Source organism: Streptomyces sp. NBC_00996 (assembly GCF_045162675.1).
Lineage (GTDB): Bacteria > Actinomycetota > Actinomycetes > Streptomycetales > Streptomycetaceae > Streptomyces.
In genome coordinates, this window is the sequence record NZ_CP108723.1 from 3,608,143 (window position 1) to 3,633,455 (window position 25,313).

Consider the following 25,313-nt stretch of genomic DNA (forward strand, 5'->3'; position numbering starts at 1 on the left):
CGACCGCACCCCTTGAAAGGGGTTTCGATCACTTGATCCGTGTGGGCCGGGCAGGTCACCGGGCAGGTCATTTGCCCTGGGAGGGCCAGCAGGTCGGGTCGCCCTTGCACCACATGGTCTTCGTCACGGTGACGGTGACGGTGGGGTTGGGCTGCCCGTTCGTGGGGTGGTACGAGATCGGCGGGTTGGGGGCGTTCGTGGCGTTGCAGTTCCCGAGGCCGCTCACGTGGAACCACTCCTTGCCGCCGACCGTGGCGCGCAGGTCCCCGCGTACGCACGCGCCGTCGACGGCGCGGGTGACCTTGCCCTTGACGACGATCTTCCGTCCGTCATCCGTCTGCCCCTGGCAGTCGACGGAGGCGGCGGTGCTCACGGTCGGCGCGGGCGTCTTCCCGGGGGTGTAGGCCTTGTTGGCCCCACCGTAGGACGCCGTGCAGCTGAGCCAGCGCACGTTCACATGCTGTCGTTCGAGTTCCTTGGTCGCGGTCCGGTCGGTCGTGTAGGCCACCGTGGCCGAACTCAGCCCGCCCGTCGGCTCGCACGCGGCCACCCCGAACACTCCGGCCGCTCCGAGCCCCACCGCCATCAGCACCTGTCGACGTCCTGTCCGACGCCTTATCCGCCTCAAAGCCCCCATAGACGGCAGCCTGCCACTGTCCCGCGAACGACGGTAGACCGCATGCGGCCACGATCCCCAGGACCACCCGAAGGAGGGTTTTTCAGCCCCCGCCGCCCCTGCCCGTCCCGACCTGGGGCTCCGCCCCGGACCCCGTTCGCGCAGTTCCCCGCGCCCCTGAAAAGGGGCGCGGGGAACTGCGCAATCTTTTGGCGGGGGTCTGGGGGCGCAGCCCCCAGAGGACGGGAATGGGCAGGGGCGGCGGGGGCGAAAGAAGCCTGGACCTCAGGTGCGCAGGAGGAGCCACTCCTGGAGCTCCACCAGGTTGCCCTCCGGGTCCTTGAGGTGGGCGACGCGCATGCGGTCGGTCATGGGGACAGGACCGTGCAGGACGGTCGCGCCACGCGAGGCGATCTGCTCGCAGTACGCGTCCAGGTCATCCACCCGCAGCACCACCAACGACCGATGCCCGGTAGCCAAGTCGCCCAGTTCACCCAGGACTTCGGCCATCACCGACCGGTCCTGTATGGCGATGCCCGCCGACCCGGTGGCGGGGCTGAACTTCTCGTACGGCCCCTCCGTCGCACCCGACTGGGGCTTGAGACCCAGCACCTCGGCATAGAAGCGGTAACACGCGGCGAAGTCCGAGACGAGCAGCCGTACCTGAGCGAGTTCCAAGGCGATCCCCCGTGGGTGTCAGGACCAGCGACCGGTACGGGCCAGCAGCAGCGCCGCCGCCACGGTCCCGGCGGTCGAAGTACGCAGCACGGTACGCCCCAGGTGGAACGTCCGCGCACCCGCCTCGGTGAACAGCGCCACCTCCTCGGGCGAGATCCCGCCCTCGGGGCCGACCACAAGGACGATCTCCCCGGAACCGGGCAGTTCGGCCGTCGCGAACGGCTCGGTCCCGAGCTCCGTGTCCTCGTGCAGTACCGCCGCCAGATCCGCTTTGGCGAGAAGTGCGGCAACCTGCTTGGTCGACATCGCGTCCGCGACCTCGGGGAAGCGGACGCGCCGGGACTGCTTGCCGGCTTCCCGGGCCGTGGCCCGCCATTTGGCGAGCGCCTTCGGCCCCCGCTCGCCCTTCCACTGCGTGATGCAGCGGGAGGCCGCCCAGGGCACGATCGCGTCCACGCCGGTCTCCGTCATCGTCTCGACGGCGAGCTCGCCCCGGTCACCCTTGGGCAGGGCCTGCACGACGGTGATGCGCGGCTCCTCCGCCGGCTCCTCGGTCACCGAGTCCATCCGGACGATCAGCCGGTCCTTGCCCTCGGTCTCCAGCACCACGCACTCCGCCCAGCGCCCGGCCCCGTCGGTGAGGACCACGTCCTCGCCGGGTCGCAGCCGCTTCACCGAGACGGCGTGCCGCCCCTCGGGCCCGTCGAGGACATAGCGTCCGCCGCCCCCCGCGTTGAAATCTTCGACCACGAACACCGGGGCGGTCATCTGCCCGCACCCCCGTCCTCTTCCGGGAGCGCCGACAACGCTGTCTTGGCGGCGGCGAGTTCGGCGCTCAGCACCTCCACCAGTCGGCCCGCAGGCAGTTCGCGGGCCATGCGGTGGCCCTGACCGGCCCACAGTGCCATGCCCTGCGCGTCGCCCGCCGCGGCGGCCGCCTTGCGCAGCGGGGAGGTGAGGTGGTGGATCTCGGGGTACGCGGCGGGCGCGTACGGACCGTGCTCGCGCAGGAAGCGGTTGACCAGTCCGCGCGCCGGGCGCCCGGAGAACGCGCGCGTCAACTCCGTGCGCACGAACAGGGGGTTGGTCAGCGCCTGCTTGTGCACGGCGTTCGCGCCGGACTCGGGGGTGGCGAGGAACGCCGTGCCGAGCTGGGCCGCGCTCGCGCCCGCCGCGAGCACCGCGGCGATCTGGCTGCCGCGCATGATGCCGCCCGCCGCGACGATCGGGATCTGCACGGTCTCGCGGACCTGCGCGATCAGCGAGAGCAGCCCTATGCCGGTGCCGTCCGTCTCCGGGTTGTCGCGGTGGGTGCCCTGGTGGCCGCCCGCCTCGACGCCCTGCACGATCACCACGGCGGCGCCCGCCCGCTGCACGGCCAGCGCCTCCTCGGCGGTGGTCGCGGCGACCATCGTCAGCGTGCCGGCGCGGGCGAGCGAGTCCAGGACGTCGCGGGTGGGGACGCCGAAGTGGAAGGAGACCACCGGCACCGGGTTGTCGAGGAGGACGGCGAGCTTGGCGTCGTAGCCGTCGTCCCGGCCGCTGTCGGGGTCACCGAGCTCGGTCTCGTACCAGGCGGCCTCACCAGCGAGCTGGTTGGCGTACACCTCGACGGCGGCGGAGTCCGCATACTCGGGCTGCGGCATGAAGAGGTTCACGCCGAAGGGGCGGCCCGTGAGTCCGCGCAGCTGCTTGATCTCCTGGTACATGCCGTCGGCGGTCTTGTACCCGGCGGCGAGGAACCCGAGCCCACCGGCCTCGGACACGGCGGCCGCGAGATGCGGGACGGAGACGCCGCCCGCCATGGGGGCCTGCACGATCGGGTGGGGGAAGAGATCGGTCAGTGCGGAGGACATGACGGCATGTTGTCACGTCCCCCGTACAAGTCCGAATCCGGCCTTCCGCCTGGCATAGGCCAACGGGATGGGCACCCGCGACCACACATTTTCGCCCCTGTCGAACGCCCCGTAAGGGGCGCGGGGCTGTGACATTTGCGGCTCCGCCGCGTGGGCGCGACCAGCCCCCACCCACCCGCAGCCGAAAGACAACCGGGGGTCTGGGGGGCGGAGCCCCCCAGGGACGGGACGGGCAGGGGCAAAGGGGGCGAAAAACTCCACCTCAGCGGCCATTGAACGCGTCCTTCAGCCGCGAGAACAGCCCCTGCTGCCCGGGCTGGAACTGCCCGGTCGGCCGCTCCTCACCCCGCAGCTTCGCAAGCTCCCGCAGCAACCGCTCCTGCTCGGGATCGAGCTTCGTGGGCGTCATCACCTCGACGTGCACGATCAGATCGCCCCGGCCACCGCCCCGCAGATGCGTGATGCCCCGCCCGTGCAGCGGGATCGACTGCCCGGACTGCGTGCCCGGACGGATGTCGACCTCCTCCAGGCCGTCGAGCGTCTCCAGCGGCACCTTCGTGCCCAGGCACGCCGCGGTCATCGGGATGGTGACCGTGCAGTGCAGATCGTCGCCACGCCGCTGGAACACGGCGTGCGGCAGCTCGTGGATCTCGACGTAGAGGTCACCGGCGGGCCCGCCACCGGGGCCGACCTCGCCCTCGCCCGCGAGTTGGATCCGCGTGCCGTTGTCGACACCGGCCGGAATCTTCACGGTCAGCGTCCGACGGGAGCGGACCCGTCCGTCGCCCGCGCACTCCGGGCACGGGGTCGGGACCACGGTGCCGAAGCCCTGGCACTGCGGGCAGGGGCGGGACGTCATGACCTGGCCCAGGAAGGACCGCGTCACCTGCGACACCTCACCGCGACCGCGGCACATGTCACACGTCTGCGCCGAGGTGCCCGGCGCCGCGCCTTCCCCATTGCAGGTGGCGCAGACGACGGCCGTGTCGACCTGGATGTCCTTCGTCGTGCCGAAGGCGGCCTCGTCCAGCTCGATCTCGAGCCGGATCATGGCGTCCTGGCCACGGCGGGTGCGCGACCGGGGGCCGCGCTGCGACGCCGTACCGAAGAAGGCGTCCATGATGTCCGAGAAGTTCCCGAAGCCGCCCGCGCCGAAGCCGCCCGCGCCCGCGCCGCCCGACTGGGACAGCGGGTCGCCACCGAGGTCGTAGACCTGCTTCTTCTGCGGGTCCGACAACACCTCGTACGCGGCGTTGATCTCCTTGAACCGCTCCTGCGTCTTCGGATCGGGATTGACGTCCGGGTGCAGCTCGCGCGCGAGCCTCCGGAACGCCTTCTTGATCTCGTCCTGGGACGCGTCGCGGCGCACGCCGAGTACGGCGTAGTAGTCCGTGGCCACTTAAGACTCCGCCAGGATCTGTCCGACGTACCGTGCCACCGCTCGTACCGCTCCCATCGTTCCCGGATAATCCATGCGGGTCGGGCCGACCACGCCGAGTTTGGCTACTGCCTCGCCGCCCGAACCGTAGCCGACCGAGACCACGGACGTGGAGTTGAGTCCCTCATACGCGTTCTCGTGCCCGATTCGCACGGTCATGCTCGAATCCCCGGCCTCACCAAGCAACTTGAGGAGCACCACCTGCTCCTCCAGCGCTTCGAGCACCGGCCGGATGGTGAGAGGGAAGTCATGTCCGAAACGGGTGAGATTGGCGGTGCCGCCGATCATCAGCCGCTCCTCGGTCTCCTCGACGAGCGTCTCCAGAAGAGTGGAGAGCACTGTCGAGACCGTACCGCGGTCCTCCGCCTCGAAGGCCTCCGGCAGGTCCTGCACGAGCTGCGGGACGTCCGCGAAACGGCGACCCGCGACCCGGCTGTTGAGCCGGGCCCGCAGATCCGCGAGCGACGTCTCGCCGAACGGTACAGGGCAGTCGATCATGCGCTGCTCGACCCGGCCGGTGTCGGTGATCAGCACGAGCATCACGCGCGCGGGGGCGAGCGAGAGCAGCTCCACGTGCCGCACGGTCGAGCGCGTCAGCGAGGGGTACTGCACCACGGCGACCTGCCGTGTGAGCTGCGCGAGCAGCCGTACGGTCCGGCCCACGACGTCGTCGAGGTCGACGGCGCCGTCGAGGAAGTTCTGGATGGCGCGCCGCTCGGGCGCGGTCATGGGCTTGACGCCCGCGAGCTTGTCGACGAAGAGGCGGTAGCCCTTGTCGGTGGGGATGCGCCCGGCGCTGGTGTGCGGCTGGGCGATATAACCCTCGTCCTCCAACACAGCCATGTCGTTGCGCACGGTCGCCGGCGAGACGCCGAGGCGGTGCCGCTCGGTCAGCGCCTTGGAACCGACCGGCTCCTCGGTGCCCACGTAGTCCTGGACGATGGCGCGCAGCACCTCGAGCCTGCGTTCACTGAGCATCGCGCACACCTCCAGAAGTCTTCCCCGCGCACTTCGTGGCCTTCGGCCTGGCACTCAGCGCACGTGAGTGCCAGCGTTCCCCGGCCCAGTGTACGGCGGTGAGGTACGGCCCCGGCAAGGGCGGGCCTGCGATGTCGTGCCTGGCAGGCTCTCACGGCTAGCGTCTCCATATGAGGCTGACTTGGGAAGACCTGGGGTGGGAAACGGTGGCGCCCCGGGTCGGGCGGAAGCGGCTTCCGGTCTGGGACTGCACGGCCGGGCTCGTGGTGGGCGACGGCGCGGCGCTGATGATCGACGCGGGGTCGAGCCTGCGGGAGGGCGCGCAGCTGCGGACCGAGGCGCGACGGATCCTCGGTGGCGACCGCCGTGTGACGCACCTCGCACTCACGCATCCCCACTTCGACCATGTCTTCGGGGCGGCCGCGTTCGCCGGGGTGGAGGTGTTCGGCGCGGTCGGCCTGGACGCGGTCTTCGCGCACGACCGCGAGGAGCTGCGCGCGGACGCCGTACGCAACGGTCTCGACCCCCGCGAGGCGGCGGAGGCCGCGGATCTCCTGGTCCACCCCCGCCACTCGGTGTCCGGCGAGTGGACCCTCGATCTCGGAGGCGGCATACAGGTCCTGCTCGCCAACGTGGGCCCCGGCCACACCTGCCACGATCTGGTGGTCCTGGTCCCCGGTCCACCCGGCTCACCGGAGACCGTCTTCTGCGGCGACCTGGTGGAGGAGTCGGGCGAACCCCAGGCGGGTCCCGACGCCGTTCCCTCCCACTGGCCGGCGGCGCTGGACCGGCTGCTCGACCTGGGCGGGGAGGACGCGGTGTACGTGCCGGGGCACGGCGCGGCGGTGAATGCGGCGTTTGTCCGTGCACAGCGGGACGCGTTGGCCACACGTTTCGGCGTGTCTTCGTAGCGGGCCGGGAGCTTCTCCTATCGTCATCCGAATGCGCCAGTACTCTCCGGACCTGACCCCGCCGTGGAAGAAGCCCCAGGCCGTGCCCAAGGTCCACGCCGACCCCGGCCTGGTGGTCGAGGAGCCCGGCACCGGCTTCTGCGGCGCGGTGATCCGCTGCGAGGCGGGCACGGTGACCCTGGAGGACCGCTTCGGCAAGCACCGCGTGTTCCCGCTGGAGCCGCGCGGCTTCCTTCTGGAGGGCAAGGTGGTGACGCTGGTCCGCCCGGCCTCCGGTCCGGTACGTCCCACCCGCACGGCCTCCGGTTCGGTCGCCGTCCCCGGCGCGCGGGCCCGGGTCGCGCGGGCCGGACGTGTCTACGTGGAGGGCCGCCACGACGCCGAACTGGTCGAGCGTGTCTGGGGCGACGACCTCCGTATCGAAGGCGTCGTCGTCGAGTACCTGGAGGGCATCGACGACCTCCCGTCGATCGTCGCGGACTTCGCGCCGGGGCCGGACGCCCGCCTCGGCGTCCTGGTCGACCACCTGGTCCCCGGCACGAAGGAGTCCCGCATCGCGGACGCGGTCACCAGCGACCACGCCCTGGTGCTGGGCCACCCGTACATCGACATCTGGGAGGCTGTGAAGCCGTCCTCCGTGGGCATCGGGGCCTGGCCCAGGATCCCGCACGGCCAGGACTGGAAGACGGGCGTCTGCCGCGCCCTGGGCTGGCCGGAGAACACCGGCGCGGCCTGGCAGCACATCCTGTCCCGGGTGCGGTCCTACAAGGACCTGGAGCCGGAACTCCTGGGCCGGGTGGAGGAGTTGATCGACTTCGTGACGGCACCGGTGTAGCTGGGGGCAGTCGTGCCGCCGGGGCGGCACCCGCCCCGCAGAAGGCGGCACCCTGCGAGCGCCGGTAGGCGCACCGCTCCCGACCCCGGCCGCGTCCCCGGGTGCCTCAGTCCACCAGGTCCCGCACCACCGCGTCGGCCAGCAGCCGCCCCCGCAGCGTGAGAACGGCGCGACCGGCGTCGTACGGGCCGGGCTCGAGGAGTCCGTCGGACAGGGCCCGGCGGGATGCGGCCAGCCCGTCCGGCCGGAGCAGGGACAGCGGGCAGCCCTCGCGCAGCCGCAGTTCGAGCAGGATCCGCTCGACGCGGCGGTCCTCCTCGGAGAGGAGTTCGCGGCCCGCGCCCGGGGAGCGGCCGGAGGCCAGGGCGGCGGCGTACGCCCCGGGATGCTTCACATTCCACCAGCGCACGCCGCCGACGTGGCTGTGGGCGCCGGGGCCCGCGCCCCACCAGTCGGCGCCGCGCCAGTACAGCTCGTTGTGCAGGCAGCGACCGGCCTCGGAGGTGGCCCAGTTCGACACCTCGTACCAGTCGAACCCGGCCGCCGACATCACCTCGTCCGCGATCAGGTAGCGGTCCGCGTGAACGTCGTCGTCCGTCATCGGGACCTCGCCACGGCGGATGCGGCGGGCGAGCTGGGTGCCCTCCTCGACGATCAGGGCGTACGCGGAGATGTGGTCGGGGCCGGCGCCGAGGGCCGCGTCGAGCGACGCGCGCCAGTCGTCGTCGGACTCCCCGGGCGTGCCGTAGATCAGGTCGAGGTTCACATGCTCGAAGCCCGCCGCGCGGGCCTCGGCGACGCAGGCCTCGGGGCGGCCGGGGGTGTGCGTGCGGTCGAGCACCTTCAGTACGTGCTGCCGGGCGCTCTGCATGCCGAAGGAGATCCGGTTGAAGCCCCCGGCGCGCAGGGTCGCCAGGTATGCCGGGTCCACCGACTCCGGGTTCGCCTCGGTCGTGATCTCAGCGTCGTCCGCGAGCCCGAACTCGTCGCGGATCGCCCCCAGCATCCGTACGAGATCGTCGGCGGCGAGCAGGGTCGGCGTACCGCCGCCGACGAAGACCGTGCGGACGGGGCGCGGGTCGTCGCCGAGGACCTTGCGGGCGAGGCGGACCTCGTCGGTCAGCGTGTCCGCGTAGTTGTCGCGGGAGGCGAGCACGCCTCCGGTGCCCCGCAGCTCGGTCGCCGTGTAGGTGTTGAAGTCGCAGTAGCCGCAGCGGGTCGCGCAGTACGGCACGTGAAGATAGAACCCGAGGGGTCGCTCGGCCTCCCCCAGTGCCTTAAGGGCCTGGGAGGTACCCCCACCGGCCAGGGCGTGCGCGGGCAGCGCCCCGTCGTCGGGGACGGGCTCACCGTCGGGAAGTGCGGAAGGCATGCCTTCCATTGTCCAGCACGTCCGCCCATGCCCTCGCTCGCCAGACCCAGGAGCGCCCCCGCCAGGGGCGCGGGGAACCGCGCGACCAGCCCCCACCGGCCCGCACCGAAAGCACACCCCAGGGGGTCCGGGGGCAGAGCCCCCAGGTACGGGACGGGCAGGGGCGGAGAGGGCGAAAACACGCTGTCCCCCTACTCGGCCTGCAGCACCAGCAACGCCATGTCATCCTCCGGCGGTCGCGCCCCGAACTCGTGCACCAGCCTGCGGATCCGTTCCGCGATCAGGTCGGCACTCAGCCCCGCACAGCCCTCCAGAGCCTTCGCCAGCCCGTCCTCGTCGTCGAACTGCCGGGACCCACTGCGCCGCTCCGTCACCCCGTCGGTGACACACAGCAAGGTGTCACCGGCATGCAGATCGAAGGTCTCGGAGCTGTAGCAGGCGTCCTCGAAGACGCCGAGAAGAGTCTGCGGCCCCGCCACTTCCCGTACGTCACCGTCGGGCCCGAGGAGCAGCGGCAGCGGATGCCCGGCGGAGGCCAGAGTGCAGCGCACACCACCGTCGAAGGGGACGAGCTCGCCGTACAGCATGGAAAGGAACCGCGTCTGCGGGCCGAGGTCCGCGCCCAGCCCCGGCCCGCCCGCTGCCACAAGCGCACGGGCCGCCGCGTCCGCGGCCTCCGTCGCGTCGTCGAGCAGGAGCTGGTTGAGGCGGTCGAGGACGTCCGCGACGTGGTAGCCCTCACGGGCCAGCAGCCGCAGCCAGGGCCGGGCCAGGCCGATCACCACGGCGGCTTCGGGGCCCTTGCCCTGGACGTCGCCCACCGCGAAGCACCAGCGCCCGTCGCCCGCGGGGAACAGGTCGTAGAAGTCGCCGCTGGGCCCGCCCTTGTCGAGCGGCTCATACACGAGCGCGCTGCGTACGCCCGGGATCTCGGCGACCGCGCCGGGCAGCAGGCCGCGCTGGAGGACCCGGCTGATGGTGGCCTGGCGCGCGTACTGGCGGGCCGCGCCGATGGAGAGGGCGATGCGCCGGCTGAGGTCCTCGACGAGCCCGGTGATCTCGTCGGGGAAGTCGACCAGCCCGGCCCGTCCGATGACGAGCGTGCCCAGCGGCCGCCCGCCCGCGATCAGCCGGTACGCGAGCGCCGCCCCGCTCGCCCCGCGCCCGCCCAGCGCCTCGCCGGGCCAGGGCACGGGGACGGCCCGGGAACGCACCGCGTCGGGCAGCAGTGGCGGGTCCTTCTCCAGGGCACGGCGCAGCTCCTCGATGCGGTTCTCGCTGCCGTGCCAGACCCGGGCCAGCCGGGGTCCCAGGGCGAAGCCGAGACCGCCCGCCCGGTCGGTGGCCTCGTCCTCCAGCCACACCGCGCACCAGTCGGCGAGGCGCGGCACGAGCAGCTGTCCGGCGAGCGCGGCCACCAGGTCCTCGTCGAGCTGCCCGGCGAGCAGATCGGACGCCTCGGCGAGGAAGGAGAGCGCCCCGCGGTTGAGCCAGTCCTGGTCCTGCTGGGCGTTGCGTCGCGGCTCGGGCGGAAATATCTCGGGGGCGAGTATTTCGCCCACCCGTATCCCGCGCTCAAGCGCCTGCTCACCGGCGTACGCCGCTATCTTCTCCGCGACTCCGGAAATCCTTTCGGCTCCCGAAATCCTGCCGACTCCCGAGATCCTTCCCGCATCGGAGATCCGCCCCGATTCCGAGACCTTTCCCGCGTCCGAGACCTTTCCCGCGTCCGAGACCTTTCCCGAACCCGAGATCCGTCCCACGTCCGAGACCCTTCCCGAACCCGAGCCGAAGCCCTTTCCCGAGCCCGAACCCCTTCCCGCGTCAGAGATCCGCCCCGAATCCGATCCCCCTCCCGGATCCGAGATCCGCCCCACGTCCGAGCCCTTTCCCGAGCCCGAACCCCTTCCCGCGTCCGAGATCCGCCCCGAATCCGACGCCCCTCCCGTATTCGAGATCTGCCCCGCATCCGACATCCTTCCCGTATTCGAGATCCTTCCGGATGCGGAATTCCTGTCGGCTTCCGACATCATCTCGGCACCCGGGACGCCACCCACGGCGGGGACGCCTTGCGCACCCGAAATGCCCGCCACCTCCATGACCGCACTCCCGTCGACGGGCAGCCGCGCCCACACGGTCTTGACCCCGGTGCGATAGGTGATCCCCCAGGCGTCGGAGAGCGCGGACACGAGCCGTAACCCGCGCCCGTACTCCGGTGTGCCGTACGGCCGTTCGATGCCGTCGTCGCGTACCGCGCGCGAGGGGTGGTGGTCGGAGACCTCGATGACCAACGGTCCCGGCGCCCCGTCACCCGCGGTTTCGAGGCGGCACAGCAGCTCGACGTCGGTGCCCGCGTGCACCACGGCGTTGGTGACGAGTTCGCTGATCACCAGGATGGCGTCGTCGGTGAGGCGGTCGTCGATGATCTCGGCGCCCGGAAGGGCGAGTTCGGTCCAGTCGGCGAGCGTGCCACGCACGAACCGGCGGGCGGCTCCGGGGGCGAGCGGAGTGCCGGGCAGCGAGGCGCGGGCCACGACTTCCTGGCCGGCGCGGTTGTGCGCAGGCGCATCAGGGGCACGCGCCATGGACTCCCGTTGCGTCGGAATGGCCCCCACTGTGCAGCTCCCTGAGCAGTTCGGACGAATACGCCTCAGGCGATGCGGACAGAGTGACAGACTGGCCCTGCCCATAAGCGCCGAGTTACCGAAGTGGGCCGCCATGAGTGAGAACAGTGGTATGCATGTGCTCGAAGACGGACAGATTCGAGCATCGGATCTGCGTCCGCTGCTCGCCGCGATGACCGCCGCACGGGACGGGGACTTCAGCAAGGTGCCGGAAACGGGGCACGGCCCGGTGGCCGACCTCAGCGCGATGTTCAACCAGATCATGGACCGCAGTACCCACTTCAACTCCGAGGTGCAGCGTGTCCGCCGGGAGTTGGTACGGCACGGGCGGCTCGACGAGCGCCTTTCGGCCAGCCCCGGCCAGGGCGGCTGGACAGCGCGCGTCAACGACGTGAACCAACTGCTCGACGCCCTGGTGGCCCCGGCGGCGAACGCGACCCGAGTCCTCGACGCGGTGGCCGGCGGCGACCTGACCCAGCGGGTCGACCTGCACGACGGCAACCGTCAACTCCGCGGCGACTTACGCAGACTGGGCCGCGCCGTCAACAAGATGGTCGACCAGCTCTCCCTCTTCACCGGCGAGGTCACCCGTGTCGCCCGCGAGGTCGGCACCGAGGGGCGGCTCGGTGGCCGCGCCAAGGTCACGGGCCTGTCGGGTAGTTGGCGGGATGTGACAGAGGCGGTCAACACGATGGCCTCCCGTCTGACGGCCCAGGTGCGGGACATCGCCCTGGTGACCACGGCGGTGGCGCGCGGCGACCTGACCCGTACGGTGACCGTCGAGGCGACCGGCGAGCTCCTCGAACTGAAGCTCACCGTGAACACCATGGTCGACCAGCTCTCCGCCTTCGCCGACGAGGTCACCCGGGTCGCCCGCGAAGTCGGCACCGAGGGCCAGTTGGGCGGTCGCGCGCAGGTGCGGGGCGTGAGCGGGGTCTGGAAGGACCTCACCGACAACGTCAACTTCATGGCCTCGAACCTGACGTCCCAGGTCCGGAACATCGCCCAGGTCACGACGGCCGTGGCGAACGGCGACCTCAGCCAGAAGATCACGGTCGACGCGCAGGGCGAGATCCTCGAACTGAAGTCGACCATCAACACCATGGTCGACCAGCTCTCCGCCTTCGCCGACGAGGTCACCCGCGTCGCCCGCGAAGTCGGCACCGAGGGAAACCTCGGCGGCCGGGCGCAAGTACGCGGGGTGAGCGGCGTATGGAAGGACCTCACCGACAACGTCAACTTCATGGCGGACAACCTGACGTCGCAGGTCCGCAATATCGCTCTCGTCTCCACCGCCGTGGCGCAGGGCGACCTCGGCAAGAAGATCACCGTCGAGGCGAAGGGCGAGATCCTGGAGCTCAAGTCGACCATCAACACCATGGTCGACCAGCTCTCCGCCTTCGCCGACGAGGTCACCCGCGTCGCCCGCGAAGTCGGCACCGAGGGAAACCTCGGCGGCCAGGCCCAGGTGCGCGGTGTGTCGGGCGTATGGAAGGACCTCACCGACAACGTCAACTTCATGGCCCTGAACCTGACGTCCCAGGTCCGGAACATCGCCCAGGTAACCACGGCGGTCGCGAACGGCGACCTGTCGAAGAAGATCACCGTCGACGCCCGCGGCGAGATCCTGGAGCTGAAGGACACCGTCAACACGATGGTGGAGCAGTTGCGCGCCTTCGCCGACGAGGTCACCCGCGTCGCCCGCGAGGTCGGCACCGACGGACGGCTGGGCGGCCGCGCCCAGGTGCTCGGCGTGTCGGGCGTCTGGCGGGACCTGACCGACAACGTCAACTACATGGCCGACAACCTGACCTCACAGGTACGGAACATCGCGCAGGTCGCGACAGCCGTGGCCCAGGGCGACCTGTCGAAGAAGATCGACGTGGACGCCCGCGGCGAGATCCTCGAACTGAAGACGACCATCAACACCATGGTCGACACCCTCTCCTCCTTCTCCTCCGAGGTCACCCGCGTGGCCCGAGAGGTGGGCTCCGAGGGCCAACTCGGCGGCCAGGCCCGGGTCGAGGGCGTGTACGGCACCTGGAAGCGCCTGACGACGAACGTGAACGAGCTCGCCTCCAACCTCACCACCCAGGTCCGCGCGATCGCCGAAGTGGCGTCCGCCGTGGCCCAGGGCGACATGTCCCGCTCCATCACGGTGGAGACCCAGGGCGAGGTCGCCGAGCTGAAGGACAACATCAACCTGATGGTGGCCAACCTCCGCGAGACCACGCGCGCGAAGGACTGGCTGGAGTCGAACCTCGCCCGCCTCGCCGCGCTGATGCAGGGCCACCGCGACCTGATGGAGGTCGCCGACCTGATCCTGCGCGAGCTGACCCCGCTGGTGAACGCCCAGTACGGCGCCTTCTTCCTGGCCGACCCGGAAGAGGACGGCACGTCACTGCGAACGGCGGTGCCCACCAAGGGACTCGCCTTCATCGCCGGGTACGGCTCGGCACAGGGCGCGACCGTCGACACCGGCGGCATGCCGGTGCACGGGCTGGTCCGGCAGGCGGCGCGCGAGAAGAAGCGCATCCTCGTCGAAGAGGCCCCGCCGGACTACATCAAAATCAACAGCGGGCTCGGCGAGGCGGCCCCGGCGAGCGTCGTGATCATCCCGATCCTCTTCGAGGACAAACTGCTCGGCGTCATCGAACTCGCCTCCTTCTCCCGCTTCTCCGACGTCCACCTGGCCTTCTTCGACCAGTTCGTGAACACCATCGGCGTCGCCATCAACACCATCATCGCCAACTCCCGTACGGAGTCCCTGCTCGGCGAGTCCCAGCGGCTGGCCGTCCAGCTCCAGGACCGCTCGGACGAACTCCAGTCACAGCAGGCCGAGCTGCAGCGCTCGAACGCCGAACTCGAAGAGAAGGCGGCCCTGCTGGCGACCAGCTCGCAGTACAAGTCCGAGTTCCTGGCGAACATGTCGCACGAGCTGCGCACACCGCTCAACTCGCTGCTGATCCTCGCCCGGCTGCTCTCCGACAACCCGGACGGCCATCTCTCCGACCAGGAGGTGCAGTTCGCGACCACCATCCACCGCTCCGGCTCCGACCTCCTCCAGCTGATCAACGACATCCTGGACCTGTCGAAGATCGAGGCCGGCCGGATGGACGTACGCCCCAAGAGGCTCCCCCTCATCAAGCTGCTCGACTACGTCCATGCGACCTTCCGCCCGCTCACTCTGGACCGGGGGCTCGCCTTCGAGGTGACGGTCGGCGAGGACGTACCGCGGGAGATGTACTCGGACGAGCAGCGGCTCCAGCAGATCCTGCGCAACCTGCTCTCCAACGCGATCAAGTTCACCGCGACCGGTCGTGTCGAGCTGCGCGTCAACCGTCTCAAGGACCCGGAGCACAACTTCACCCGCGAGAACAGCGACGACGTGATCGCCTTCGCGGTCACCGACACCGGCATCGGCATCGCCGCGGAGAAACTCCCGGTGATCTTCGAGGCGTTCCAGCAGGCCGACGGCACCACCAACCGCAAATACGGCGGCACGGGCCTCGGCCTGTCCATCAGCCGGGAGATCGCCGGGCTGCTCGGCGGCCGGATCATCGCCGAGAGCAAGCCCGGCAAGGGCTCCACCTTCACGCTGTACGTCCCTGTCGTGAGCCCCGGGCACACGGCGACCGGCCCCGCCCCTGAGGATCGCCAGGTGCACGTGCCCGAGCAGCTGTCCAGCGAGCCGTACACCGCGCACGACACCGACGACACCTGGCCGACACCCACCAAACTGGAGGCATGGAAGTCCGGCCGGGCGGGCCAAGTCCTGCCGGGTCGACGGGTGTTGATCGTGGACGACGACATCCGCAACGTCTTCGCGCTCACCCACGTCCTGGGCCGTGTCGGCATGCCCGTCCTCTACGCGGAGAACGGCCGCGAGGGCATCGAGACGCTTGAACGCAATCCCGATGTCGAACTCGTCCTGATGGACATCATGATGCCGGAGATGGACGGCTACGAAACGATCTCCGCCATCCGCCGTACCCCGCGCTGGACCGGCCTGCCCATCGTCGCGCTGACCGCGAAGGCGATGCCCGGCGACCGCGAGAAGTCCATCGCACGGGGCGCCAATGACTACGTACCGAAGCCGGTGGACGTCGACCAGCTCCTCACCGTCGTCTGCGCCCTCCTCGACCCGGAGGGCACGGACGAGCCGGAGCAGGACGCCGCGGACGGTGCGGTTGTACCGGGACCGAGCACATCAGGGGAGTCCGCGGTTCCACCGACGACTGAGTGAGGCAACAGTCATCATGAGCGCTGAGGAAACGACCGACGAGCGCGCCGGCATCCTTCTTGTCGACGACATGGAGGACAACCTGATCGCACTGGAGGCCGTCCTGGGGTCCCTCAACGAACCACTGGTGCGCGCGCGTTCCGGCGAGGAGGCGATGAAGGCCCTGCTGCGGCGGCGGTTCGCCGTCGTCCTGCTCGACATCCGGATGCCGGGCATGGACGGCTTCGAGACCGCCGCGAACATCAAGCGGCTCGACCAGACGAAGGACGTCCCCATCATCTTCCTGACCGGCACGGACGCCGACGCGGGCTACGCCTTCCGCGGGTATTCGACCGGCGCCGCCGACTATCTGACGAAACCCTTCGACCCATGGGTCCTGCGCGCCAAGGTCACCGTCTTCCTCGACCTGCACCGCAAGAACCAGCAGCTCGAGCGGATGCTCGCACGCGAACAGGAGCAGTTCGACGAGCTCGCCAACCGGCTGAAGAAGATCGAGACGCACATGGCTGCCAGCAGCCTCCAGGACGTCTTCGAACTGCGTCATCAGGTACGTCAGATGGAGGAGCTGTTGAGAGAGATGCGGAGGGGGCGGGGCCTGTAGCCCCGCCCCCGCGCCGCTCGAGGTCCGGCCCAGCATGCGCCGCTCGAGGTCAGGCCTCGCGCGACCCCGCGTACATCTCGTCGATCAGGTGCTTGTACTCCCGCTCGACGACCGGCCGCTTCAGCTTCAGGCTGGGCGTGATCTCGCCGTGTTCGACGTCGAGGTCGCGCGGCAGGAGGCGGAACTTCTTGACGGTCTGCCAGCGCTGGAGGCCCTCGTTGAGTTCCTTGACGTAGCCCTCGACGAGGGCGACGGTGGCGGGCGCGGCGACGACATCGGCGTACGACTTGCCCTCCAGGCCGTTCCCCTTCGCCCAGTCCAGGATGGACGGCTCGTCGAGGGCGATGAGCGCGGTGCAGAAGTTCCGGTCGGCGCCGTGCACGAGGATGTTGGAGACGTACGGGCAGACGGCCTTGAACTGGCCCTCGACCTCGGCGGGCGCGATGTACTTGCCGCCGGAGGTCTTGATGAGGTCCTTCTTGCGGTCGGTGATGCGCAGGTAGCCGTCGGGAGACAGCTCACCGATGTCGCCCGTGTGGAACCAGCCGTCCGACTCCAGGACCTCGGCGGTCTTCTCGGGCAGCCCGTGGTAGCCCTCCATGATGCCGGGACCGCGCAGCAGGATCTCGCCGTCGTCCGCGATGCGCACCTCGGTGCCGGGCAGCGGCTTGCCGACGGTGCCGGTGCGGTACGCCTCGCCGGGGTTCACGAAGGAGGCCGCGGAGGACTCCGTGAGGCCGTACCCCTCCAGGATGTGGATGCCGGCGCCCGCGAAGAAGTAGCCGATCTCGGGCGCGAGCGCGGCGGAGCCGGAGACGCAGGCGCGCAGGTTGCCGCCGAAGGCCTCGCGGATCTTGGCGAAGACGAGCGCGTCCGCGACCTTGTGCTTGGCGCCCAGCCCGAAGGGGACGGAGGCGGTGCCGGTACGGCGGAAGTTGTCCTGGCTGACCTTCGCGTATTCGCGGGAGACCTCGGCCGCCCACTGGAAGATCTTGTACTTGGCGCCGCCGCCGGCTCGTGCCTTGGCCGCGACCCCGTTGTAGACCTTCTCGAAGATGCGCGGGACGGCCGCCATGTACGTCGGCTGCACGACCGGCAGGTTTTCGATGATCTTGTCGACGCGGCCGTCGACCGCGGTGACGTGCCCGACCTCGATCTGACCGGACGTGAGCACCTTGCCGAAGACGTGTGCGAGCGGCAGCCACAGGTACTGCACGTCGTCCTGGCCGACCAGCCCGGTCGCGGCAATGGCCTTCGCCATGTACGACCAGTTGTCGTGCGGGAGGCGGACGCCCTTGGGACGACCCGTGGTTCCGGAGGTGTAGATGAGGGTCGCGAGCTGCTCGGCGGTGATCGCGCCGACCTTCTCCTTGATCACATCGGGGTTCTTCTCCAGGTAGGCGGCACCGCGCGTCTCCAGCTCGGCGAGCGTGAGCACCCAGTCGCCGGTCTCGACGCCCGCCGGGTCGATGACGACCACGTGGGTCAGCTCGGGCAGCTCGGCGCGCTTCTCCCGGGCCTTGGCGAGCTGGGCCGCGTCCTCCGCGATGAGCACCTTGCTCTCGGAGTCGGAGAGGATGAACGCCGACTCCTCGGCGTTGGTCTGCGGGTACACGGTCGTCGTGGCCGCGCCCGCGCACAGGATGCCGAGGTCGGCCAGGATCCACTCGACCCGGGTGGACGAGGCGAGCGCGACGCGCTGCTCCGGCCGCACACCCAGTTCGATCAGACCGGCCGCGATGGCGAAGACCCGCTCGGCGGCCTGCGCCCAGCTCAGCGACTTCCACTCGTCCGGGCCCTCGCCCGTGGGGGCACCTCCCTGCTCGAGCGAAGCCGAGGGCTTGGGGGAGGGTGGCACCGGGTAGCGATAGGCCTCGGCGTCCGGTGTGGCCGCCACGCGCTCCAGGAAGAGGGCCGCCACGGACGGCGGACGGTTCTCGATCAGGGTCTGTGTGTCGCTCACGACATCCTCCGGGGCCCGCGACAGTGCGTGCGTCTGGCTCGACCGACTGTGTTGGCTGCTGCCAACTGCTGTCTCTTGGCTGCCGACTACTGCTGTGCGTGCTGGCTGGTTGCGGCTGTTGTTTAACTCGCGAGTAACCATCGAGCAGAGATCAGAGTAAAGCGCGTCCGGCCGGTGCGTAAGAGGCGGCGGCCTGTCACTTCCTACAGAGAGCAACCCTACGCACGCGTACGGGCTCGCCGCGCCGAGGCGCGACGAGCCCGCATTGTGCCCGAGTTTCCGGGGGTAACAGACGACTGTTCCCGAGGAACAAGTAGCTACTTCTTACCCTTGGCCGAGCCCCCGCTGTCGTCACTGGACAGCACGGCGATGAAGGCCTCTTGCGGAACCTCCACAGACCCCACCATCTTCATCCGCTTCTTGCCCTCCTTCTGCTTCTCCAGCAGCTTCCGCTTACGGGAGATGTCACCGCCGTAGCACTTGGCGAGGACGTCCTTGCGGATGGCGCGGATGGTCTCGCGGGCGATGACCCGGGAGCCGATGGCCGCCTGGATGGGCACCTCGAAGGCCTGCCGAGGGATGAGCTCGCGCAGCTTGGCGACGAGCCGCACACCGTACGCGTACGCCTGATCCTTGTGCGTGATCGCCGAGAAGGCGTCCACCTTGTCGCCATGCAGCAGGATGTCGACCTTGACCAGGCTGGAGGTCTGCTCGCCGGTGGGCTCGTAGTCGAGCGAGGCATAGCCACGGGTCTTGGACTTCAACTGATCGAAGAAGTCGAAGACGATCTCGGCGAGCGGCAGCGTGTAGCGGATCTCGACCCGGTCCTCGGACAGGTAGTCCATGCCGAGCAGGGTGCCGCGCCGGGTCTGGCACAGCTCCATGATCGAGCCGATGAACTCGGAGGGCGCGAGGATCGTGGCGCGTACGACGGGCTCGTACACCTCACCGATCTTCCCCTCCGGGAACTCGCTCGGATTGGTGACCGTGTGCTCGGTGCCGTCCTCCATGACCACGCGGTACACGACGTTCGGTGCGGTGGCGATGAGATCGAGTCCGAACTCACGCTCCAGACGCTCACGAATGACGTCCAGGTGCAGCAGCCCCAGGAAGCCGACACGGAAACCGAAGCCGAGAGCGGCGGAGGTCTCCGGCTCATAGACGAGCGCGGCGTCGTTGAGCTGCAGCTTGTCGAGGGCGTCGCGCAGCTCGGGGTAGTCGGACCCGTCCAGCGGATACAGCCCGGAGAAGACCATGGGCTTGGGGTCCTTGTACCCGCCGAGCGCCTCGGTCGCGCCCTTGTGCAGGGTGGTGATGGTGTCACCGACCTTGGACTGGCGGACATCCTTCACGCCAGTGATCAGGTATCCGACCTCGCCGACCCCGAGCCCGTCGGCCGGAAGCATCTCCGGCGAGTTGGTCCCGATCTCCAGGAGCTCGTGCGTGGCCCCCGTGGACATCATCCGGATCCGCTCACGCTTGTTGAGCTGCCCGTCGATGACTCGTACGTACGTCACGACACCCCGGTAGGAGTCGTACACAGAGTCGAAGATCATCGCGCGGGCGGGCGCGTCGGCGACGCCGACGGGTGCCGGGATCTCGGCGACGACCTTGTCCAGCAGCGCCTCGACGCCGAGCCCGGTCTTGGCGGAGACCTTGAGAACGTCCTCGGGGTCGCACCCGATGAGGTTGGCGAGCTCCTCGGAGAACTTCTCCGGCTGGGCGGCCGGCAGATCGATCTTGTTGAGTACGGGGATGATCTTGAGGTCGTTCTCCATCGCCAGGTAGAGATTGGCGAGGGTCTGGGCCTCGATCCCCTGGGCGGCGTCAACGAGCAGGACCGTGCCCTCGCAGGCCGCCAGGGACCGCGACACCTCATACGTGAAGTCCACGTGCCCAGGGGTGTCGATCATGTTGAGGATGTGGGTGTTGCCCGGGTCCTCTGTCGGCGCCCAGGGCAGACGGACCGCCTGGGACTTGATCGTGATGCCACGCTCGCGCTCGATGTCCATGCGGTCGAGGTACTGGGCACGCATCTGCCGCTGCTCGACCACCCCGGTCAGCTGGAGCATGCGGTCGGCGAGCGTGGACTTGCCGTGGTCGATGTGCGCGATGATGCAGAAATTGCGGATCAGAGCCGGGGCGGTACGGCTCGGCTCGGGCACATTGTTAGGGGTCGCGGGCACGCAGGGTCCTGTCTCTTGAGGCGCCTGTCGCCTCGGGTCGGATCGATACGTAGGCTCCATGGTCCCACGGGTGGGGAGGTGCGACCGTTATGGGCCGCATGAGCCGGCGGCTTCGGGCCGCGGGAGCGACCGGTCGACGACTGGTTTGGGCCGGTCGTACGACGGCTGGTAGCCTGGGTCGCTGTGTCTCATGCCCTCTCTGCAGGAGGCACACCCCAAGGAAATCAAAACGGCGTGTGAGACGTGCTGTCTCGCGCGCCTGAACCTGTAAAGGCTCATTTCGTGGCGAACATCAAGTCCCAGATCAAGCGGATCAAGACCAACGAGAAGGCCCGGCTGCGTAACAAGGCCGTCAAGTCTTCCCTGAAGACCGCGATCCGCAAGGCCCGCGAGGCCGCTGCCGCGGGTGACGTCGAGAAGGCCACCGAGTACACGCGCGCCGCGTCGCGCCAGCTCGACAAGGCTGTCTCGAAGGGCGTCATCCACAAGAACCAGGCCGCCAACAAGAAGTCGGCGCTTGCTTCGAAGGTCGCTTCCCTCAAGGGCTGAGTCGGCTGGGCCCTGCTGGGCTCACCCCTGACTTGACCACCGGAAAGGACCAAGCGGGCCTTCTCACCCGCTCCTGACCGGCACCCCCGGACCCGTGCGCGGCCTGCGCTCGCAAGCCTGGGGAACGTTCCATCCACCGTGAGGACACGTCGAGCCCTCTACCTCGACTCACGGACAGACATCGTGGTCGCCACGCCGCGTACAGTGCCCCCGGACCCACTTCGGGGGCATTGCTGTATCCAGCTTTGACCACCTTTGCATCCCATGGCGCCACTGCAAGGGGTCTGGGGAGGCGGAGTCCCCCGGTGACGATGCGGGTGATCCCCCTGCTCGAAGCGAAGCCGAGAGCTCAGGGATGGGCAGGGGCGGAGGGGGCGCAAACCCTCGGCCGACGCGACCGCCGGGAACCTAACCCCGACGAGACCGAGCCGCCCGAGCAATAACAACTACCGCCTTCTCCAGCGCGTACTCGGGGTCGTCCCCGCCACCCTTGACGCCGGCATCGGCCTCCGCGACGGCCCGCAACGCAACGGCCACCCCGTCAGGAGTCCACCCCCGCATCTGCTGCCGGACCCGATCAATCTTCCACGGCGGCATCCCGAGCTCACGCGCAAGGTCGGCAGGACGCCCCCCACGGGCGGAGGACAGCTTGCCGATGGCCCGCACCCCTTGCGCCAACGCACTCGTGATCATCACGGGGGCAACCCCGGTGGACAGAGACCACCGCAATGCCTCCAACGCCTCCGCGGCCCGCCCCTCCACAGCCCGATCAGCAACCGTGAAGCTCGACGCCTCGGCCCGCCCCGTGTAATACCGCCCGACGATGGCCTCGTCGATCGTCCCCTCGACATCGGCGGTCAGCTGAGACACTGCGGAAGCCAGCTCCCGCAGATCACTCCCGATGGAATCGACGAGCGCCTGACAGGCCTCCGGCGTGGCAGACCTCCCCAGCGCCCGGAACTCCCCCCTGACAAACGCCAGCCGATCCGCCGGCTTCGTCATCTTGGGGCACGCCACCTCCCGCGCCCCCACTTTGCGCGCGGCATCGAGCAGTCCCTTGCCCTTGGCGGCACCCGCGTGCAGCAGCACAAGAGTGATCTCCTCGGCCGGCGCCTCCAGATACGCCTTCACGTCCTTGATGGTGTCGGCCGACAGATCCTGCGCGTTGCGTACGACCACGACCTTGCGCTCGGAGAAGAGCGACGGACTCGTCAGCTCGGCAAGCGTGCCGGGCTGCAACTGATCCGGGGTGAGGTCCCGTACATCCGTGTCGGCGTCGGCGGCCCTGGCGGCGGCCACCACCTCCCTCACGGCACGGTCGAGCAGGAGGTCCTCCTGGCCCACGGCAAGCGTGACGGGGGCGAGAGGGTCGTCATGTGCAGTCTTCCTGGCCATCACCGAAAGCATCCCATGCGGCACTGACAACGCGGACCGGTCGGGCCGCCCTCCCCCAGGCGGAGCGCTACGGTTCCTCGCGCCAGCCGTCCCACTCCCCCGCGAACTCGTCCAGTTCCTTCGGGTCGAGCCGCTCCCCGGGGTCCGTCAGGACCACCAGCCACTGCGCGTCCTCGGCATCGTCCTCACCGGCCAGCGCGTCCCGCACGAGCTGCGGCTCCTCATCGAGCCCGAACCGGTCACCGAGCGCCTCCGCCGCCTCTTCCGCGGCATCGCGGTCGGGCAGCACCAGCACATGTCTCACATCACTCACATGAACATTTTCCGATACTCCCAGCAGCCCCGACGACGGGGTCGGCCCTCACGGCAGCCACGCCAGAACGCCAGGTCAGCCCGGGCCTCCCCCACCCGCCCTGCCTCCCGCACCCGCCGCTCCTCCCGCACCCGCCGCTCCTCCCACTCCTCCCACTCCTCCCACTCCTCTCGCAGTCGGTGCGCCTCCCGACGCCGACGCGCTTGCCGTGCCCTTGCCGCTCCCGCCCGCCTCACTCCTCACTCCCGCGCCTTCCTCACCTCCGGAACCTCGCTCAACTCGATCCCGAAGCGCTCCCGATACAGGGCCAGCACCTCCTCGTCCGTGGCCAGTTCCGATACCTCCTTCGTCCCGTCGGCCGTCGTCACCGTGAAGCTCCGCCCGCTGAGCGTGATCCGCCCTCCGTCCTTCGTGACCCGCGAACAGACCAGCGACCGCCCGAAATGCGACACCGGCGACGTGCTGTGCCACCAGACCCCCGTGACGAAGTCCCGCAGCACCCGCGGCCGCACCTCCAGGCGGTACTGCGCCTTGCCGTTCCGGATGACGTCGAGGTCCTCGCCCTCGCGCGAACCGCCGACACCGCGAACCCCCGCAGCGTCCGGCCCCGACTCGACGACCCGGAACGTGCCGCCCGGATCCTCCTGTTCCCCCCTCTCCCCGAAAGCCAGCGGGTAGTGGCTGTGTGCCCCGAACCCGACGTCGGCCAGCCAGTCGCCCCCGTCCACCGTCCGCACCCGCAGCGCGAGGTGGTCGTACGGAATCCCCAGCCGCCCCTCCTCGCCGTACACCCGCGCCGCGAGCAGCGTCACGTCGTAGCCCAGCGCCCCCAGCAACGCCCCGAACGCACCGTTCAGTTCGTAGCAGAACCCACCCCTGCGAGCGCCCACCAGCTTGTCCATCAGGCTGTTCTCCTCCAGCACGATCTCCTCACCGAGGTGGATCGACAGATTCTCGAACGGCACCGTCTGCAGATGGCGCAGTTGTAGGTCCCGGAGCACATCGGACGTGGGCCACGCGGGGTGCTGGGCTCCGATCCGGCGGAGGTAGGCGTCGGCCTGTGCGGAATTCATGAGTTCAGTCTCTCGCCACACTCAACCCTCCGCCCGCACCGACGACGGCCAGCGCCCCGTCCTCGTCCGTGCGCAGCACCACCGCACCTCCGGCCCGCAGCGCCGCGACGGTGCTCGGCGCGGGATGCCCGTAGGGGTTGTCCTTGCCGCACGAGATCAGCGCGAGCCGCGGAGACACCCTGCGTATGAGGTCCGGGTCCTGGTAGGCCGAGCCGTGGAACTGCCTTAGTCCCTGAGCATTTTGATGCACCACCAAGACAGTCTGCGGATGCGCAGTGACGCCCCCTACCACGCAGACGTCGGGCGGGGCTGCTCAGGGTGGGGCAGTGAACACCCGGCGCGCAAAAACCCGCCCCGCCAGAGGCTTGCGGACCTCCGACGGGGCGGGCGTTCAGGTGGGGGTACGCTCACCCCTGAACCATGATCAAATAATGCGTCACGGCTGTCGCTGACATATGAACATGTAGATCCCAAGTTTGTCGAGTGCCTCGCGACCTTCCTGAATGGATCACCGAACGGCGTCGCGAGCTGGGCGATCGCATCCGAGAGTTACGCCTCCACGCCAACTACACGCAAGAGGCTTTCGCAGAGATCACCGGCATCGACCGGCGCACGCTTCAGCGCATCGAGGCCGGCGAGTCGGACCCCCGGTATGGCCACCTGCTGAGGATCGCCGCAGTCCTTGACACCCGCGTCTCCGTCCTCGTGGACTGACACGGCAAGGCCCCGCCCATCCGCCACGGGGGAAGCGGACAGACGGGGCTGCATGGAGGGGAGCTCAGGTGGTGTACTCCAGCTCCGTCACGGCCGCGTCACGGACCCGACCGGCCATCTCTTCCATGTCCATGCCGCCGAAGAACTCGGCGAGCGCCCGCGCAGTCTCGCCCAGCCGGTCGGCGAGCACAGCCCCCTCCAAGTCCCTGGGCAGGATGACGCGCCGGAATTCCCGCTCCTCGATCGCACGCGCCACCAGCTTCTCGGCGAGCCACAGCGCAGTGCGTTCCCGGATCGCGAAGGTGAGATGAATGCTGTCCGAACCGCTGTCCAGCGCGTGCGGGTTGTGCACCCAGCCCCGAGGCAGCAACAGCGTCTGCCCCGCCACGAGGTCGACCGTCAGGTCCGGCCCGGCAGCCTCCCAGGCCGGAATGAACTCGGGCTGCCAGACCCGGAACGACTCCTGGAACTCACGCATGGGCGCCTCGTACACGGGCTTCCACAGCTCCCACCGCTTGGCCCCGGCGATCTGCACGATGAGCGCCATCTGCTGATCCCAGTGGTGCAGCAGCCCCTGCTGCCCCGCTGGCGTGAGGAAGGCATGGGCGTAGTTGCTGTAGCCGCCGGTCTCCCGCTGGATGGCCTCAGACATGCTCGCGAAAGCCGGGATCACACGCTGGAGGTTGCCCAGCCGGATCGTGTAGCCGCGCTCGTACAGGTTGCGCAGCTTGACCGGGTCGGTGCGCCCACCGGTCTTGAAGGCTTCCCGGTCGGACGGCCCGGCCTTCATGACCGCCACCTCGGCGGCCGGGACGCACCCGGTGTCGATCCAGTCGTGCAAGGAACGGACGGTGACGAGACTGTCCAGTGCCGTGGCGCCGCGCTCGTACACGCGCGGCTCGGACGGCCAGTCGGCCAGAAGGTCAGCCACCCCCTGCGGGGGCAGCAGTAAACGCAGCGACATCTGA

Annotated in this window: 20 protein-coding genes and 1 pseudogene; 6 read left to right on the plus strand and 15 right to left on the minus strand. The window is 69.5% G+C overall.

From position 1 onward, the window contains the following. Positions 1 to 67 precede the first annotated feature (67 nt). The 6 genes from OG390_RS16985 to hrcA form a co-directional block, all read right to left on the minus strand. Complete coding sequence (locus OG390_RS16985) at positions 68 to 586, minus strand: hypothetical protein (RefSeq protein WP_406177716.1); 519 nt, start codon at positions 584 to 586, stop codon at positions 68 to 70. Between the two features lie 315 nt (positions 587 to 901). Next, a complete protein-coding gene (locus OG390_RS16990; protein WP_399074525.1) occupies positions 902 to 1,294 on the minus strand; it encodes a VOC family protein in 393 nt (130 codons plus the stop codon). Positions 1,295 to 1,312: 18 nt separating this feature from the next. Continuing rightward, positions 1,313 to 2,062 carry a 16S rRNA (uracil(1498)-N(3))-methyltransferase gene (locus tag OG390_RS16995; protein ID WP_406168817.1) on the minus strand — a complete coding sequence of 250 codons (750 nt, stop codon included), beginning with the start codon at positions 2,060 to 2,062 and terminating at the stop codon, positions 1,313 to 1,315. Then, positions 2,059 to 3,150 carry a nitronate monooxygenase gene (locus OG390_RS17000; RefSeq protein WP_406168819.1) on the minus strand — a complete coding sequence of 364 codons (1,092 nt, stop codon included), beginning with the start codon at positions 3,148 to 3,150 and terminating at the stop codon, positions 2,059 to 2,061. Before OG390_RS17000 ends, OG390_RS16995 begins: the two co-directional genes overlap by 4 nt. Before the next feature lie 262 nt (positions 3,151 to 3,412). Next, positions 3,413 to 4,549 carry a molecular chaperone DnaJ gene (gene dnaJ, locus OG390_RS17005; RefSeq protein WP_399074531.1) on the minus strand — a complete coding sequence of 379 codons (1,137 nt, stop codon included), beginning with the start codon at positions 4,547 to 4,549 and terminating at the stop codon, positions 3,413 to 3,415. Then, entirely contained in the window at positions 4,550 to 5,566 is a 1,017-nt protein-coding gene (hrcA, locus tag OG390_RS17010) for a heat-inducible transcriptional repressor HrcA (protein ID WP_406168821.1), read from the minus strand. A 170-nt stretch (positions 5,567 to 5,736) separates the two neighbouring features. Here hrcA and OG390_RS17015 point away from each other — a divergent pair, with 170 nt between their 5' ends. Next, positions 5,737 to 6,477, plus strand: coding sequence for an MBL fold metallo-hydrolase (locus OG390_RS17015; protein WP_399074535.1), 741 nt, complete (start codon positions 5,737 to 5,739; stop codon positions 6,475 to 6,477). Positions 6,478 to 6,508: 31 nt separating this feature from the next. Then, positions 6,509 to 7,312 carry a DUF3097 domain-containing protein gene (locus tag OG390_RS17020; protein ID WP_406168824.1) on the plus strand — a complete coding sequence of 268 codons (804 nt, stop codon included), beginning with the start codon at positions 6,509 to 6,511 and terminating at the stop codon, positions 7,310 to 7,312. 106 nt (positions 7,313 to 7,418) lie between these two features. On the opposite strand, the gene hemW is transcribed toward OG390_RS17020, so the two are convergent. Continuing rightward, complete coding sequence (hemW, locus tag OG390_RS17025) at positions 7,419 to 8,684, minus strand: radical SAM family heme chaperone HemW (protein WP_406168826.1); 1,266 nt, start codon at positions 8,682 to 8,684, stop codon at positions 7,419 to 7,421. A 191-nt stretch (positions 8,685 to 8,875) separates the two neighbouring features. Continuing rightward, positions 8,876 to 11,299 (minus strand): SpoIIE family protein phosphatase, encoded by a 2,424-nt coding sequence (locus OG390_RS17030; RefSeq protein WP_406168828.1) that lies wholly within the window; start codon positions 11,297 to 11,299, stop codon positions 8,876 to 8,878. 103 nt (positions 11,300 to 11,402) lie between these two features. Between OG390_RS17030 and OG390_RS17035 the strand changes: the two genes are divergently transcribed. Both OG390_RS17035 and OG390_RS17040 read left to right on the plus strand, forming a co-directional pair. After that, the gene (locus OG390_RS17035) at positions 11,403 to 15,554 is read left to right on the plus strand and encodes a HAMP domain-containing protein (RefSeq protein ID WP_406168830.1); all 4,152 of its coding nucleotides are present in this window, start codon (positions 11,403 to 11,405) and stop codon (positions 15,552 to 15,554) included. Between the two features lie 13 nt (positions 15,555 to 15,567). After that, complete coding sequence (locus OG390_RS17040) at positions 15,568 to 16,152, plus strand: response regulator (protein WP_406168832.1); 585 nt, start codon at positions 15,568 to 15,570, stop codon at positions 16,150 to 16,152. A gap of 49 nt (positions 16,153 to 16,201) precedes the next feature. Here the strand turns inward: OG390_RS17040 and OG390_RS17045 are convergent, their stop codons facing one another. After that, entirely contained in the window at positions 16,202 to 18,115 is a 1,914-nt protein-coding gene (locus OG390_RS17045) for an AMP-dependent synthetase/ligase (protein WP_406168834.1), read from the minus strand. 317 nt (positions 18,116 to 18,432) lie between these two features. Further along, entirely contained in the window at positions 18,433 to 20,301 is a 1,869-nt protein-coding gene (lepA, locus tag OG390_RS17050) for a translation elongation factor 4 (protein WP_406168836.1), read from the minus strand. A gap of 282 nt (positions 20,302 to 20,583) precedes the next feature. On the opposite strand from lepA, the gene rpsT reads away from it, so the two are divergent. Further along, positions 20,584 to 20,850 carry a 30S ribosomal protein S20 gene (rpsT, locus tag OG390_RS17055; RefSeq protein WP_028802556.1) on the plus strand — a complete coding sequence of 89 codons (267 nt, stop codon included), beginning with the start codon at positions 20,584 to 20,586 and terminating at the stop codon, positions 20,848 to 20,850. Between the two features lie 408 nt (positions 20,851 to 21,258). On the opposite strand, the gene holA is transcribed toward rpsT, so the two are convergent. The 4 genes and pseudogenes from holA to OG390_RS17075 form a co-directional block, all read right to left on the minus strand. Continuing rightward, positions 21,259 to 22,245: a DNA polymerase III subunit delta gene (gene holA / locus OG390_RS17060; RefSeq protein ID WP_406168838.1), complete on the minus strand. Its 987-nt coding sequence runs from the start codon at positions 22,243 to 22,245 to the stop codon at positions 21,259 to 21,261. Positions 22,246 to 22,312: 67 nt separating this feature from the next. After that, a complete protein-coding gene (locus tag OG390_RS17065) occupies positions 22,313 to 22,558 on the minus strand; it encodes a hypothetical protein (protein WP_406168840.1) in 246 nt (81 codons plus the stop codon). 239 nt (positions 22,559 to 22,797) lie between these two features. After that, a complete protein-coding gene (locus tag OG390_RS17070) occupies positions 22,798 to 23,631 on the minus strand; it encodes an arylamine N-acetyltransferase (protein WP_406168842.1) in 834 nt (277 codons plus the stop codon). A gap of 4 nt (positions 23,632 to 23,635) precedes the next feature. Continuing rightward, positions 23,636 to 23,848: pseudogene (locus OG390_RS17075) on the minus strand (hypothetical protein); the annotation flags it as partial. Between the two features lie 266 nt (positions 23,849 to 24,114). Between OG390_RS17075 and OG390_RS17080 the strand changes: the two are divergent. Further along, on the plus strand, positions 24,115 to 24,345 hold the full coding sequence (locus OG390_RS17080) for a helix-turn-helix domain-containing protein (RefSeq protein WP_406168843.1): 231 nt from the start codon (positions 24,115 to 24,117) through the stop codon (positions 24,343 to 24,345). A gap of 64 nt (positions 24,346 to 24,409) precedes the next feature. Here the strand turns inward: OG390_RS17080 and OG390_RS17085 are convergent, their stop codons facing one another. Next, the gene (locus OG390_RS17085; protein ID WP_406168845.1) at positions 24,410 to 25,309 is read right to left on the minus strand and encodes a JmjC domain-containing protein; all 900 of its coding nucleotides are present in this window, start codon (positions 25,307 to 25,309) and stop codon (positions 24,410 to 24,412) included. Between the last annotated feature and the right edge of the window lie 4 nt (positions 25,310 to 25,313).

Excerpts from the sequence above, each read along its gene's own strand:
- OG390_RS16985 (WP_406177716.1), bottom strand. The coding sequence starts at position 586 with ATGGCGGTGGGGCTCGGAGCGGCCGGAGTGTTCGGGGTGGCCGCGTGC.
- OG390_RS16995 (WP_406168817.1), bottom strand. The coding sequence starts at position 2,062 with ATGACCGCCCCGGTGTTCGTGGTCGAAGATTTCAACGCGGGGGGCGGC.
- OG390_RS17000 (WP_406168819.1), bottom strand. The coding sequence starts at position 3,150 with ATGTCCTCCGCACTGACCGATCTCTTCCCCCACCCGATCGTGCAGGCC.
- hrcA (WP_406168821.1), bottom strand. The coding sequence starts at position 5,566 with ATGCTCAGTGAACGCAGGCTCGAGGTGCTGCGCGCCATCGTCCAGGAC.
- OG390_RS17015 (WP_399074535.1), top strand. The coding sequence starts at position 5,737 with ATGAGGCTGACTTGGGAAGACCTGGGGTGGGAAACGGTGGCGCCCCGG.
- OG390_RS17020 (WP_406168824.1), top strand. The coding sequence starts at position 6,509 with ATGCGCCAGTACTCTCCGGACCTGACCCCGCCGTGGAAGAAGCCCCAG.
- hemW (WP_406168826.1), bottom strand. The coding sequence starts at position 8,684 with ATGCCTTCCGCACTTCCCGACGGTGAGCCCGTCCCCGACGACGGGGCG.
- OG390_RS17035 (WP_406168830.1), top strand. The coding sequence starts at position 11,403 with ATGAGTGAGAACAGTGGTATGCATGTGCTCGAAGACGGACAGATTCGA.
- OG390_RS17040 (WP_406168832.1), top strand. The coding sequence starts at position 15,568 with ATGAGCGCTGAGGAAACGACCGACGAGCGCGCCGGCATCCTTCTTGTC.
- holA (WP_406168838.1), bottom strand. The coding sequence starts at position 22,245 with ATGGCCAGGAAGACTGCACATGACGACCCTCTCGCCCCCGTCACGCTT.
- OG390_RS17070 (WP_406168842.1), bottom strand. The coding sequence starts at position 23,631 with ATGAATTCCGCACAGGCCGACGCCTACCTCCGCCGGATCGGAGCCCAG.
- OG390_RS17085 (WP_406168845.1), bottom strand. The coding sequence starts at position 25,309 with ATGTCGCTGCGTTTACTGCTGCCCCCGCAGGGGGTGGCTGACCTTCTG.